Annotated in this window: 11 protein-coding genes and 9 tRNA genes; 8 read left to right on the top strand and 12 right to left on the bottom strand. The window is 43.0% G+C overall.

What is annotated here, in order from left to right; all coding sequences use genetic code 11:
* The first annotated feature begins 4 nt into the window (after positions 1–4).
* The 3 genes from AC27KT_RS00140 (at position 5) to AC27KT_RS00150 (ending at position 2,195) form a co-directional block, all read left to right on the top strand.
* The gene (locus tag AC27KT_RS00140) at positions 5–661 is read left to right on the top strand and encodes an arylesterase (RefSeq protein WP_487126385.1); all 657 of its coding nucleotides are present in this window, start codon (positions 5–7) and stop codon (positions 659–661) included.
* A gap of 45 nt (positions 662–706) precedes the next feature.
* Positions 707–889 carry a hypothetical protein gene (locus AC27KT_RS00145; RefSeq protein WP_487126387.1) on the top strand — a complete coding sequence of 61 codons (183 nt, stop codon included), beginning with the start codon at positions 707–709 and terminating at the stop codon, positions 887–889.
* Between the two features lie 331 nt (positions 890–1,220).
* Positions 1,221–2,195, top strand: coding sequence for a transposase (locus AC27KT_RS00150; protein ID WP_487126389.1), 975 nt, complete (start codon positions 1,221–1,223; stop codon positions 2,193–2,195).
* A 29-nt stretch (positions 2,196–2,224) separates the two neighbouring features.
* Here AC27KT_RS00150 and AC27KT_RS00155 read toward each other — a convergent pair whose 3' ends face one another.
* The 10 genes from AC27KT_RS00155 to gltX all read right to left on the bottom strand — a co-directional run bounded on the left by AC27KT_RS00155 (position 2,225) and on the right by gltX (position 7,587).
* Positions 2,225–3,163: a tRNA-dihydrouridine synthase gene (locus AC27KT_RS00155; protein WP_487126391.1), complete on the bottom strand. Its 939-nt coding sequence runs from the start codon at positions 3,161–3,163 to the stop codon at positions 2,225–2,227.
* A gap of 284 nt (positions 3,164–3,447) precedes the next feature.
* Positions 3,448–3,636 (bottom strand): DUF1289 domain-containing protein, encoded by a 189-nt coding sequence (locus tag AC27KT_RS00160; RefSeq protein WP_487126393.1) that lies wholly within the window; start codon positions 3,634–3,636, stop codon positions 3,448–3,450.
* 12 nt (positions 3,637–3,648) lie between these two features.
* Positions 3,649–3,855, bottom strand: coding sequence for a hypothetical protein (locus AC27KT_RS00165; RefSeq protein ID WP_487126395.1), 207 nt, complete (start codon positions 3,853–3,855; stop codon positions 3,649–3,651).
* Between the two features lie 59 nt (positions 3,856–3,914).
* Positions 3,915–4,820: a M14 family metallopeptidase gene (locus AC27KT_RS00170; RefSeq protein ID WP_487126397.1), complete on the bottom strand. Its 906-nt coding sequence runs from the start codon at positions 4,818–4,820 to the stop codon at positions 3,915–3,917.
* 348 nt (positions 4,821–5,168) lie between these two features.
* Positions 5,169–5,244 (bottom strand) — tRNA-Glu (locus AC27KT_RS00175).
* Between the two features lie 150 nt (positions 5,245–5,394).
* A tRNA-Glu gene (locus AC27KT_RS00180) sits at positions 5,395–5,470 on the bottom strand.
* Positions 5,471–5,621: 151 nt separating this feature from the next.
* Positions 5,622–5,697, bottom strand: a tRNA-Glu gene (locus AC27KT_RS00185).
* 151 nt (positions 5,698–5,848) lie between these two features.
* Positions 5,849–5,924 (bottom strand) — tRNA-Glu (locus AC27KT_RS00190).
* Positions 5,925–6,016: 92 nt separating this feature from the next.
* Positions 6,017–6,092 (bottom strand) — tRNA-Ala (locus AC27KT_RS00195).
* Between the two features lie 85 nt (positions 6,093–6,177).
* The gene (gltX, locus tag AC27KT_RS00200) at positions 6,178–7,587 is read right to left on the bottom strand and encodes a glutamate--tRNA ligase (RefSeq protein WP_487126399.1); all 1,410 of its coding nucleotides are present in this window, start codon (positions 7,585–7,587) and stop codon (positions 6,178–6,180) included.
* Between the two features lie 949 nt (positions 7,588–8,536).
* Here gltX and AC27KT_RS00205 point away from each other — a divergent pair.
* From AC27KT_RS00205 to AC27KT_RS00225, 5 genes are all read left to right on the top strand, one after another.
* Positions 8,537–8,612 (top strand) — tRNA-Val (locus tag AC27KT_RS00205).
* 37 nt (positions 8,613–8,649) lie between these two features.
* A tRNA-Val gene (locus AC27KT_RS00210) sits at positions 8,650–8,725 on the top strand.
* Between the two features lie 36 nt (positions 8,726–8,761).
* Positions 8,762–8,837 (top strand) — tRNA-Val (locus AC27KT_RS00215).
* A gap of 37 nt (positions 8,838–8,874) precedes the next feature.
* Positions 8,875–8,950: transfer RNA gene (locus AC27KT_RS00220), tRNA-Val, on the top strand.
* A gap of 244 nt (positions 8,951–9,194) precedes the next feature.
* Positions 9,195–10,817 carry a response regulator gene (locus AC27KT_RS00225; protein ID WP_487126401.1) on the top strand — a complete coding sequence of 541 codons (1,623 nt, stop codon included), beginning with the start codon at positions 9,195–9,197 and terminating at the stop codon, positions 10,815–10,817.
* 34 nt (positions 10,818–10,851) lie between these two features.
* Here the strand turns inward: AC27KT_RS00225 and AC27KT_RS00230 are convergent, their stop codons facing one another.
* Positions 10,852–11,379: a GNAT family N-acetyltransferase gene (locus AC27KT_RS00230; RefSeq protein ID WP_487126403.1), complete on the bottom strand. Its 528-nt coding sequence runs from the start codon at positions 11,377–11,379 to the stop codon at positions 10,852–10,854.
* A gap of 128 nt (positions 11,380–11,507) precedes the next feature.
* Entirely contained in the window at positions 11,508–12,476 is a 969-nt protein-coding gene (moaA, locus tag AC27KT_RS00235; protein ID WP_487126405.1) for a GTP 3',8-cyclase MoaA, read from the bottom strand.
* Positions 12,477–12,782: the final 306 nt, after the last annotated feature.

Below are 12,782 nucleotides of genomic sequence, written 5' to 3' on the forward strand. Positions count from 1 at the left end.
ATTCGTGTTTGTTAAATTTCGTTATTTGTTCGCTTTTTTACTTATTCTTTTAATACCCTTTCAAGCGCTATCAGATCAAGCCGAGCAGAGCGACACAAGCGAAAATGCGGTTTTACTTATTTTAGGTGACAGTTTATCCGCGGCTTATGGATTACAGCAACATGAGGGTTGGGTCAGTTTGTTACAAAAGATGTGGCAAGACGACAACATTCCGATTGATATTGTAAATGCTGCGGTAAGCGGAGAGACTACTGACGGTGGTTTAGCGCGATTTCCCCGTTTATTAGAGCAGCACAACCCTACCCATGTATTAATTGAACTTGGCGGTAATGACGGCCTTCAGGGCCATAATATCGGTAAGATTAGGGATAATTTAGATTCTCTCGTCAGTGTTGCGAAGGAGAGTAATGCCGTCGTGTTTCTGCAAGAAATGCAAATTCCTTCTAATTACGGCAAACGCTACACACAGATGTTTACTCAAAACTTCAATAAAGTAGCGGAAACTCAGGACGTGCAAAAGATCCCCTTTTTCCTTGAAGAAATAGCGCTAAATAAGGACTTGATGCAAAACGATGGTATACATCCCAATGCTGAGGCACAGCCTTTGATCGCTAATTTTATGGACAGACACTTAAGAAGTTTAATTCTTAGCGCTCAATAATTGTGCTAATCTTATTGAGTGATTTTTTAAATACGAGGTTTGTTTATGGACGTTTCTTCTGTTAATTCGTCTCCTGTTTCCACTGTCATAGAATCGCCTCAGCGACCTACTCAACAGGTTGAGCCGCGTAATGTGCAAGAAAGTCGCGAGTCTCAGCCCCAGAGCACACAAAAGACCTCAAGCGCTAGCGATGGGCGTGTGGGTTCTAGGGTTGACGTGTTTGTATAATTTGCCCTTTGAATTAAATTGTTAGGGACAGACACTCGTTAGTATTTTTGCTTAGTTCTCTAGCTAGTAGAGGCGTTTTTGCAATAAGGAAATTAGAAAGGACAGACACCCGGTGAATAAGGGTGTCTGTCCTTTTTCTTTTGGGTCAAATTGACCTAACGATTGACGTCTATCCGTTATGAAATTCGAGTGTCTGTCCACGATTGCCAGTTCTGAGATTTGATTGAAAGAGCACTCATGAGAAATAACCGTCCCTAAAACTGTCCCAAAGACCACTTAAAATTGACGCGGTAAATCTCATAATGCTAATAAATAACTATGGGATACGGATATGCCTTTACCTCGTTACAAACAGATAAACACCGATGTTACGCCTTATTACCACTGTATTTCTCGCTGCGTGAGGCAATCTTACCTTTGTGGTCGCGATGCTCGCACTGGCATTAACTACGAGCATAGAAGGAAGTGGATTCAAGACAGGCTCCATAAGCTCTCGCAGGCTTTTGCCATCGACTTGTGCGCATACTCTGTTATGCACAATCACATTCATGTGGTATTGCATATAGCAAAAGGCAGAGCTGAAGGCTGGACGATGGATGAGGTCTTGCTTCGGTGGAGGATGTTTTATAAATGCCCGCCCGTAGTGCAGCGATATTTAGAAAACTTTGATTCTGTAACGTCAGAAGAACTTGCTGAATTGAAATCATTATCTGTTTTATATCGAGAGCGACTTCAAAGCATCAGCTGGTTTATGCGTATGCTCAATGAATATATTGCTCGAAGAGCTAACAAAGAAGATGAATGTAAGGGCTATTTCTGGGAAAGAAGGTTTAGGTCACAAGCTATACTCGATGAGAAAGCACTGGCCAGTGTAATGGCTTACGTCGATTTAAATCCCATTCGAGCAAAAATAGCGACGACGCTAAGCAACTCTCACCATACTAGTATCCAATATCGGTTGAATGCCAAACGCTCGAATAAAACGCCTAAGTTTTTGATGCCCTTTAGCGATAGTCACCACAAGAACACAGTGCCGTTGCCCTTCGCATTTACCGATTATTTGCAGCTTATCACTGATACGATGAATGCGGAGATTAATAACGATACCTGCAAAGTCCCAAAGCTTCCTAACAGCTTGCTAAGTAAGCTTGGAATGACAAAAGAGAACTGGCAGCTAGTAACCAGTAATTTTGAAACACTATTTACGGGGCCAGTCGGTTGCCCAGAAATGATGGAGAATTTCGCCAGATGTTGCCAAAGAACATGTCGTCCGAACGTTGCAAATGCCCAAAGGTATTTGTCTTGAACCTCAAGCGACATTGCAAAGATGCTTGGTCAAATATTGGCTTGGCGCGCAAGCACATCAACAATGTCCTGAGATTTTGTAAGGCGCCTTATGTCGTTGAATAGAACTTCAGCTTCAGCGTATTGTCTTTTCAGATAGCCGCACCATTGCTTAATTCGATTGGGGTAATATTTGCCCTTGTCACCAAAAATTTCGTAGCCAGAGTACTGTATCAGCAATGCAGCCAGTTCAGACCATTGCATAGGTGCTACGCCCTCTTTAATACTCAGCGCCAGATTAGGCATTGCTAATGCACCTCGTCCTATCATTAAGTTAGTACACTCAGATTGGCTTTGACAGCGCTTAGCGTCTTCAGCGTTCCAAATTTCACCATTTGCAACGAGTGGAATATCGGTGTGTTGCTTTATCTTCGCTATCCAGTCCCAATAAGCCGGCGGCTTATAACCTTCTGTTTTGGTTCGTGCATGAACAACGAGTTCAGAGGCGCCTGCTTCCGTAATTGCAATTGCATTGTCGATAGCTAAAGACTTGTCTTCAAAACCTAGTCTGATTTTGGCTGAAACTGGAATTTCTGCTGGAACAGCGTCCCTTACAGCTTTCACAATGTCGTAAAGGGTTTGGGTCTCTTTCAACAACACCGCCCCGCCCTTACTCTTATTAACTGTTTTAGCAGGGCAACCAAAATTTAGGTCAACACCAGGAGAGCCCAGCTCTATCGCTGTTTGTGCATTCTCTGCAAGCCACTGTGGATGTTGCCCTAATAATTGGACTCGGACAGGCACTCCTGACGGAGTTTTGCCGCCATTGTGAAGCTCAGGGCAAAGTCTATAAAACGTTTTCTTTGGTAACTTTTGATCGACCACTCTTACAAATTCAGTAACGCACTGATCGAAACCACCCACGCGAGTGAGCATATCTCTCATTAAGTGGTCGACAACGCCCTCCATAGGGGCAAGCATTACTTTCATTGCAAACGTCTCAGATTAATTGAACATAAAATTGGCGCGGGAGTTTAGCAAAAAGCACTTATATCAGCCAGGATTTGATGCTTAGTTTTTCAACTTCTGTGGCTGTCTATTTAAGGTGTATTTGAGGTTATTTTAGGTTGCAGCTGTTTAAATTTAGTAAGTGTCTGTCCGCTGAACACTTTAATTCATGTGGGAATGATGCTGGCTTCTAATTTTGTACGAATGGAGAAAGCTTGTGTGTCTGTCCGTTTATAGAGAAATTTTGATAGAAATCCGCATTCAGCCTATTTACGAAGCTGTGACTGGCTAGCGGCTTCCTTTTCTAAATTTTCAAGGCGAATCAATACTGCCTTTTTTTGATTATCTGTGTATGTCCGCCAATTTATAATTTCTTCAATCGTACGTTTACACCCAATGCAAATGTCTTCTTCGGTCAATTTGCACGTGGCAACACATGGAGATATTAAGTTCATAAAGCTTTTGTTTTATCCAAACCGCTTTTCTTTACTTTGTTCTTGCGAAGCCGAGATAGCCGACATTGTAGCTTCAGATAGCTCTTTGTTAGACCACAAACAAACGTGACAACCAAAGCGCGCTTCAAGATATGAGGAAAACTCAGTGTCTGTCCCACAGTCATATCTCACTAAATTTTGCTTTTTACCGTCGTAAATAACCGCAGAATAAGTAAACACAAAGAGCCTCCTAAAAAAGAGGCTTAAATATACATCTAGACGTCTAAACGTTCAAGCGTCTATTTGAAATAATCGAGTGCAGCGCAAATTGCGGCCACCTGAGCATCGTTACAGTTTTCGGGTGTCGCGTTATTACTATCAGGATAGACTTCTGTAGTTGTGACATACTTAGCATCTGTCATACCTCCACAAAGATACAACGCCTTCTTGTCGTAGCAAATTACACCTTCACTCACCACATCTGCACCGATAATCTTTCCGTTTTCATCGGCAGGCGCGATATGCGTTACTTTTTTCACGGCATCAATAACTGCTTTTTGAAACTCTATTTGTGGGCTTGGAGTATTAGCAACCGTATAGAAACCATCTGGAATGTTCCAGTTATCATGGGTCACCCCATCCCGCGCAGCCAGTGCTGGTCTAAACTCACTATTGTCGGTATCTGTCGTTTCATGCAAATCAATATGAAGCGTAAAAGGTAACGCTAAATCAGATACTAATTGCATAAGCTGAGCAGACTCTGGTGCAGGAGAATCACTGTAAAATGAGCGATTTGGATCTAACGCCAGCGGATTCCATCGATTTATGGTTTCGTAGCCCCAGGGACTTACACATGGCACAACGACAATATTTACGTGGTCAGCATATTCCGACAGCTTTGTTTCAATAAATTGTAGCGCACCTTGCACACCACTGGTTTCGTAGCCGTGAACACCGCCTGTAACGAGTGCAGACGGCTTTTCAGCGTCAAAACTCTTGGGAATGACAACATATAGTGGGTAACGCGCTGTATCGTAAGGAAGTGCGCCATACTGCTTTAACTCAAAGCCTTCAGGGATGATGTTGAAGAGTTTATTAAGTACTTCTTCCTGATAACTTCTTTTCACAGTCTGCTGTGCTTTCCATTGGGCTTTTTCTTCTTCGCCCCACGGCTCACCAGGAGTTCCAATTGGATAATTCTGCATATAACACCTCTTTTGTATTTTTTAGATCATAACAGTTCAACAAGCTCACGTATCTATCACACAAAAGTTTCTTAAAGGGTTGTGACATGAGTTCTTTACGCATTGAACCTCTGAAAAGTACTTGCGCGAAGGCGTTGACGCCTCTTTGGTAAGAATTGCAAATTCCGATGAAAATGATCGGTGTATGTCTAGGTAGGTGGTTTAAAGAGGGAAAGAAGAGTGTCTGTCCACTGAAGCTTTCTTAAGATGGCTTTGCATCTATTTGCTTACAGATTTAATTGTAGTGTCTGTCCACAAAGTTTTAAGCCAGAAACAAAAAAACCAGCCGGATGGCTGGTTTTTTCGATATGGCGTCCCCTAGGGGATTCGAACCCCTGTTACCGCCGTGAAAGGGCGGTGTCCTAGGCCTCTAGACGAAGGGGACTGAAAATCTTATAGTGAAGATGTACTTCACTAAATTTCTGTGAGCATAAGACAGCGTTACCGAGCTTATCCCTACCGAAATTTTCAGTCAGAAGTTGAGTAATCAACTCCAGCCTATTTCACAGTTTTAATCGACTGTGACGCGATAAAATGGCGTCCCCTAGGGGATTCGAACCCCTGTTACCGCCGTGAAAGGGCGGTGTCCTAGGCCTCTAGACGAAGGGGACTGAAAATCTTTTAGTGAAGATGTACTTCACCAAATTTCTGTAAGTATAAGACAGCGTTAACCGAGCTTATCCTTACCGAAACTTTCAGTCAGAAGTTGAATAATCAACTCCAGCCTATTTCACAGTTTTAATCGACTATGACGCGATAAAATGGCGTCCCCTAGGGGATTCGAACCCCTGTTACCGCCGTGAAAGGGCGGTGTCCTAGGCCTCTAGACGAAGGGGACTGAAAATCTTTTAGTGAAGATGTACTTCACCAAATTTCTGTGAGTATAAGACAGCGTTAACCGAGCTTATGCCTACCGAAACTTCCAGTCAGAAGTTGAGTAATCAACTCCAGCCTATTTCACAGTTTTAATCGACTGTGACGCGACAAAATGGCGTCCCCTAGGGGATTCGAACCCCTGTTACCGCCGTGAAAGGGCGGTGTCCTAGGCCTCTAGACGAAGGGGACTGAATTCTTTCTTCGAAACTAAACTTTCGAATTTTCAGTCCGAAGCTGCGTTAACAACTTCAGCCTATATCAAACCACATCTCAATGTGACTTGGTGGAGCCAGGCGGGATCGAACCGCCGACCTCCTGCATGCCATGCAGGCGCTCTCCCAGCTGAGCTATGGCCCCATCATGGTACCAGTCGTTTTGTGTGACTGTTCCGTGACAGCGGGGCGCATTCTAGGCATCCCCCCCTGTCATGTCAACGCTTTTTTTATGAATTTTCTCTGTTTGCTATAAAAGTAAGCGCTTTGTCGATTCTCTCGCCAATTTTCTCTTTTGAGATAAGATTCAACGTGATATCTAACGACGGTGAATTACCACCACCTGTTACAGCTACACGCAGCGGCATACCTACTTTACCCATGCCCACTTCCAATTCTTCGGCTGTACTATTTATAGCAGCCTGAATATTTTCTGGGTTCCACTCTTCAATTGCCATTAATTTATCTTTAGCAAGCTCTAATGGGCCGCGAGCGACTGGGCGAAGGTGTTTTTTTGCTGCGTTGGCATCAAAATCTTCATAGTCTTGATAAAAGTACGTAGAAATCTCAGCTAATTCTTTAAGCGTTTTTACTCTATCGGCCTGAATAGCAATTATAGATTCAAGCGCTGGGCCTGTCGTTAAATCAACATTCAACTCTTCAAAGTGCCATTTAGCGTGTGACGCAACTTCACTTGCCGGTAATGTCTTAATGTAGTGTTGATTCAACCAGATTAGCTTTTCTGTGTTAAATGCCGATGCAGATTGCCCAATGGCATCTAAGCTGAATTTCTCAATCATTTCATCAACTGAGAAAATTTCTTGGTCGCCGTGAGACCACCCCAACCTAACAAGGTAATTAAGCACAGCTTGCGGTAGGAAACCATCATCGCGATATTGCATCACGCTTACAGCGCCATGACGCTTAGATAACTTCTTGCCGTCATCACCCAAAATCATAGAAACGTGAGCATATTCTGGAACAGGTGCACCAAGCGCTTCAAGAATATTGATTTGACGTGGCGTGTTATTAATATGGTCTTCACCACGAACTACGTGAGTAATACCCATATCCCAATCATCAACAACTACACAGAAGTTATATGTAGGGGTACCGTCAGAGCGCTGAATAATAAGATCGTCTAGCTCAGTATTGCTAATCTCGATTTTTCCGCGAACGTGATCATTAATTACCACTTTGCCTTCTAGAGGGTTTTTGAAGCGGATAACAAAAGGCTGACCTTCTGGGTGATCCGTTCGGTCTCTCCACGTACCTGGGTAACGAGGCTTCTCACCACGTTCTTTTTGCGCTTCACGAATTGCATCTAACTCTTCAGAGCTCATAAAGCATTTATACGCTTTACCTTCATCCAAAAGCTGCTGAATGAGTTCTTTATATCTATGGAAACGCTCAGTCTGATAAATTGGACCCGTATCCCAAGTTAAACCTAACCATTGCATTCCGTCTAGAATGGCCTGCTTAGCTTCTTCAGTTGAACGCTCGATATCTGTATCTTCAATGCGAAGAACAAACTCGCCGCCTTTGCTTTTAGCAAGAAGCCAAGAATAAAGCGCAGTTCGTGCGCCACCAACGTGAAGATAGCCTGTTGGGCTGGGTGCAAATCGTGTAACAACCGACATGGTCACTCTCTAATGTTAATGTATTTCTAAAGATGGGCGCATTCTACCAGTGTCCGCGCGACTTCAAAAGTAAGATGAGAATAGAAGGGAAAAGAAAGTGAAAGAAAGTGGACAGACACTTTTTGTTGAAACTCACTTTTTAGATTTTTTTGCTTAAGTGGACACACACTCAGGGGTATTTCATAACAGTCCCACGTTCAAAGATTGCCGGAACGAGTAATTGCTTGAAAAGTAAGTGGGTGTCCAAAAAGAGCAGGTGGTTTGAATAAGAAAGATTCTTCACGAACGCTATCGGGCTAACATGAGCGCTGGTCCCTTCTTCTTTTTCCTCCTTTGTTTTTTCATTGTGTTTTTATAAGTAACAACCCACTTGGTAATACAAGCATAAATATAAGAGCCGCTTTTATTTGTTTAGCTTTACTAGCGCTCAACTGGAAAAACTGAGTGGGTGTCCACTTTGCGCTTCCACCTAGCTTGCCACTTCTTCTTTAAAATGAATGAGTGTGTGTCCACTACGCTTTCCTTTCTTCGATAAGTAAGTGGGTGTCCACATTTTCATTATTACGACTTAGTGTGTGTCCATTATGAGTTTGTATTAAGACCTAGCACTTCCGCGTTCACTTATTTTGGTCGAGCTAAATAAGTGTCTGTCCAATTCCAATCCCCCAATTCAATTCCCATCCACTTATTTTGGTCGAGCTAAATAAGTGTCTGTCCAATTCCAATCCAATTCCAACCGATGCAAAAAACCCACGCTGTAGTTTTTGGATATAGAAGAATTCAAAACGACATTAAAAAAACGCTGTTCTTTTCATCAATTTAGTTAAGTTGCAGGCAGAGTGTCTAAAATTCGGGCATACAGTCATTTTTCTTTAATTTTATTGTTGACACTAACGGAACCGACTCTATAATACCGCCCCACTTGCTTAGGCAAGCTTTAAAGAAATATGGACGCTTAGCTCAGTTGGGAGAGCATCGCCCTTACAAGGCGAGGGTCACTGGTTCAAGCCCAGTAGCGTCCACCACTTCTTCGCCGTGGTTAAACAGTGAAATCTAAAATATGGACGCTTAGCTCAGTTGGGAGAGCATCGCCCTTACAAGGCGAGGGTCACTGGTTCAAGCCCAGTAGCGTCCACCACTTCCTCACCGTGGTTAAACAGTGAAATCAAAATATGGACGCTTAGCTCAGTTGGGAGAGCATCGCCCTTACAAGGCGAGGGTCACTGGTTCAAGCCCAGTAGCGTCCACCACTTCCTCACCGTGGTTAAACAGTGAAATCCAAAATACGGACGCTTAGCTCAGTTGGGAGAGCATCGCCCTTACAAGGCGAGGGTCACTGGTTCAAGCCCAGTAGCGTCCACCACTCCTCTCAATGTATCAATCTTTAGAAACACAGCAGTGTAACTCTGTCTTAGTCGTTGTCACGTTAAAGCATTTTGGCTACTCCTACACCAAATTCAGCAATCATTATTATTAAACAGTACTGAAATTCAGCTACGAGCAGCTTCCATTATGCGGTAGTCTTCATAAAGAACTATACTTAAGGTGTACTTACCATGATATGGTAAGAGAAGTGAGGGTTCTCATGTTTCAGAGGCTACTAATTGATGAAACTACACTTAGCTAGAAATACTAAGTTGTTAATTGCTGAAGATCAGGTGCTGGCAAAAAGCCATATGCACTACGCCCTCGAGCAGTTAGGTTTCAAGAATATGGACTATGTCGATAGACCCTCTCATGCCCTTTCAGCTCTGCAAGAACACAATTATGATGCCGTTATTTGCTCTTATAATTTACGCTCTGAGCAAGGTGGTTATTTTTTACTTGAGCAGTTAAACGATTCTTACTTATTGCCTCTCACCAGTGCATTTATCTTTACCAGTGCAGATACATCAGCAGATGTCGTCCATGCCATTATCGAATTACAGCCCGACGAATTTATTGCCAAGCCCTTTTCGGTGAACGAGCTAGACCGTCGACTTTCCAGAGTTTTAGCCAGAAAGAAAGCGCTTAAGAATATTTACGCGTTCATGGATAAAAAAGACTACGAAAAAGCCTTGGCCGAAATTGAGTTTTTTTTATTACAGCCTGAACACGCTGAGCACTTTCCTCTTGCGATGAAGATTAAAGGCGACTTACTTATTTTCACCGAAAGGTATCAAGAGGCAGTAGCCTTCTTTGAGTCGATAATTAACGTTCAAGATTTTAGCTGGGCAAAAATGGGGATAGCAAAATGCCTGCTTGCACTCAATGAACTAGACGACGCCGAGAGAGAAGTTATCCAACTGGCTTTGCGCCCTGACTCTGCATTAGAAGCTTACGACTTACTCGCCAAATTACAGATCAAGCGATCAGCGTTTGAAGACGCGCTAGAATGCACGTCACTAGCATGCAATATTTCTCCTCAGAACATCCCTAGGCACCAGATCGCAATAAACCTTGCGCGTATCACTCACGATTACGAGAGTCAGTTTAACAGTGCTAAAAAAGTTGTGCGCTACGCAAAAAACTCAATTCACGATAAACCAGATATTTATCTAACTGCAGCGAGAGCAGGCGTTGATTTTGCCATGACATCTGAGCCCGAGCACGTAAATAGCATAGTCAAACAAACCAGTGAATTCTTGCGGCAGTTGAAAAGGGCTCATCCAAAAGCGCTATTGAACGATGAACTAACGGTCATCGACGCACGTCTCCACTATTTGAAAGACGATACAGTCAAGGCACAGATGCTCTTGTCAGACTTTCATACCGATCATGCCCAACACCACTCTACCGAAGCGCTGCTTGATAGAGCAAAAGCCCTTCACGAAGTGGGGATGAAAAAAGAGTCTATTGCAATTTTGGACGCCATTTCATCAAGGCACAATGAGACGAATGACGAACTCAATCTCGTGGCGACCTATTTAAAACAAGAGAAAAAAGAAAAAGAAACAATTTCGCTCAGCCCTAAAGTGCTCAATAACACCGCCGTTGCACAGTATAAACGAGGAAATTTAGAGCAATCTTACACAACTTTCGCTCAAGCATTTCAAGTTATGCCAAAAAACCCTTCTATCGCGCTTAATTACCTCCAAGCAATAGTAAGGGCCAGAAAAGCGAACGCTCCTATGCTTCCTAGTACCCTTTTGGCCATCAAAAAATGCAGAGAAACACTCGAGTCGGCAGCGTTGTCTGAAGATCAATATTCTCGCTACGAGAATGTAAAAAGCATTCTAAAAAGCGAATGATAACGTCAGTCATTCCCCTCTTTTACCTTCTGACTCAATTAGAATAGACGACCACTGTCTCGTGATAGAGTTTGTCTTTATACTCAAGCTCGTGACTAAACGTCATTCCCAGCTTTTTCATTATATTAATAGACGCACTATTTTGCGGATTCGCAATGGCAGAAAACTTGTCAACACCAATATCGTACAAAGCTTCTTTCACGGCTTGTGCGGCTTCTGTTGCATAGCCTTGGCCCCACGTATGGCGCTTAAAACGCCACCCTAGTTCCATATTGTCACTTTCGGGGTGTTGAGTAAAAAAACCAAAGGGACGAACTAAAATCCAACCAATGCTTTCTTTTTCAGCTAACGTTTCTACGCGCCAGAGCCCCCACCCTAGAGCTGGGTTAGAGTAGGCTTGGAAACGAGGAACAAAGATTTCCCGAATATCTTCTTTTGAGGATTTCTTGCCACCGTTAATAAACTTCATAACAAGCTCGTCTTGGTCGAGCTCCCACAAAAAGTCGGCGTCTCGTTCGGTGATATAGTGGTAGGAAAGACGCGCACTGTCCTTGATATGCATATACTTCCTTTATCGTTATTATTTTTAATATACTTACACCGCTGAATATAGCTCATTTTTACAACAAACCAAACTTATTCGATGTATTTATTTTGCCCTACATTTTCCTTAAACGTAGAGCCAATTAACTAGCCTCCCAGCATGGCAAGGTGCTTGGTTGCCCCTGTTTTACCTTCATGCAAATAGTGTGTTTCGTGTTTTTGACCGAGCACATCTTGTAAAAAAGCGACCACTTCATCTACATTTCCAGTAGCAAGAAGATGTCTCATGTCTATCCCATTTTCGCTAAACAAGCATAGGTGTAGCTTTCCTGGGGCAGAAACACGTAGTCGATTACAGGTTTTACAAAAATCTTTGCTGTAAGGCATGATTAAGCCAATTTTACCGGCATAGTCGGGGTGGTAAAACTCTTGCGCTGGCCCCGCATCTTTTCTACGCAACAAAGGCTGCCAGCCCATTTCTAACAACGTACTTTTTAGCGGCGTACCACTTTGATGTTGCTTATTGAAAAACTGGTTTAAGTCGCCTGTTTCCATTAATTCTATAAAACGGAGCGTTACTGGCATATCTTTTAGCCAAGCAAGAAACCTATGAAGACGGCTATCTGAAAAATCGTTGAGTAAGACAGAGTTCACTTTCACGTCTAAGCCGGCATCAATCGCTGCGTCTAACCCTCGAAGTACAGCTTTAAGCTTGTCTTGTCCTGTTATAGCGGCAAACTGACGGGGATCTAAACTGTCAATACTTACATTTACTTGGTCTAACCCTGCTTCTTTCCACTGATGCGCAAACTTTTCCATTCGCGCTCCGTGTGTTGTCATCGCTACACGTTCGATACCAGGCGTAATACTTGTTAGTTGTAAAATATCAAGAAAGTCTCTTCGCAGCGTTGGTTCGCCGCCAGTTAGGCGCACTTTCGACGTACCTAGCTTAGCGAACGCTTTGAGCAAGGTATCAATTTCGTTTAGCGTCATAAACTGATCGCTCGTCGGGCCTTCATATCCGTCTGGCAAACAGTACTGACAACGAAAGTTGCACGCTTCGGTCACTGACAAACGTAAATAATGAAACTGTCTACCGAAACTATCTTCTAACAAACTAACTCCTTAATTCTGTGCTGCTTAGTCATTCAATGCGCGGCTTTCTCAATCTAACAAAAGCCAGTCAAACATTAAGTAAATAACAAGGTAACTAAATTAAACTACCTCTAGTGTACGCGCGGTGAAACCAAAATTAAACACATTCATCGCTATAAATAAGACCATTTTAATCTCTAGCCTATTTCAAAACGTATCTTAAAAGGCGAAAATAATCACCAATGGGCAAGCTTACTCAATTCCGATTACGAGGTTTCCATCAAACTACTTTCCGAACCTTCGCGCTCTTAATACAGTAAAACAAAC

This window comes from Alteromonas sp. 5NW40-0090 (assembly GCF_057552975.1).

Bases quoted from the DNA above. Each gene is read 5' to 3' on its own strand.
- AC27KT_RS00145 (WP_487126387.1), top strand. From the start codon at position 707: ATGGACGTTTCTTCTGTTAATTCGTCTCCTGTTTCCACTGTCATAGAA.
- AC27KT_RS00150 (WP_487126389.1), top strand. From the start codon at position 1,221: ATGCCTTTACCTCGTTACAAACAGATAAACACCGATGTTACGCCTTAT.
- AC27KT_RS00155 (WP_487126391.1), bottom strand. From the start codon at position 3,163: ATGAAAGTAATGCTTGCCCCTATGGAGGGCGTTGTCGACCACTTAATG.
- AC27KT_RS00160 (WP_487126393.1), bottom strand. From the start codon at position 3,636: ATGAACTTAATATCTCCATGTGTTGCCACGTGCAAATTGACCGAAGAA.
- AC27KT_RS00170 (WP_487126397.1), bottom strand. From the start codon at position 4,820: ATGCAGAATTATCCAATTGGAACTCCTGGTGAGCCGTGGGGCGAAGAA.
- gltX (WP_487126399.1), bottom strand. From the start codon at position 7,587: ATGTCGGTTGTTACACGATTTGCACCCAGCCCAACAGGCTATCTTCAC.
- AC27KT_RS00225 (WP_487126401.1), top strand. From the start codon at position 9,195: ATGAAACTACACTTAGCTAGAAATACTAAGTTGTTAATTGCTGAAGAT.
- AC27KT_RS00230 (WP_487126403.1), bottom strand. From the start codon at position 11,379: ATGCATATCAAGGACAGTGCGCGTCTTTCCTACCACTATATCACCGAA.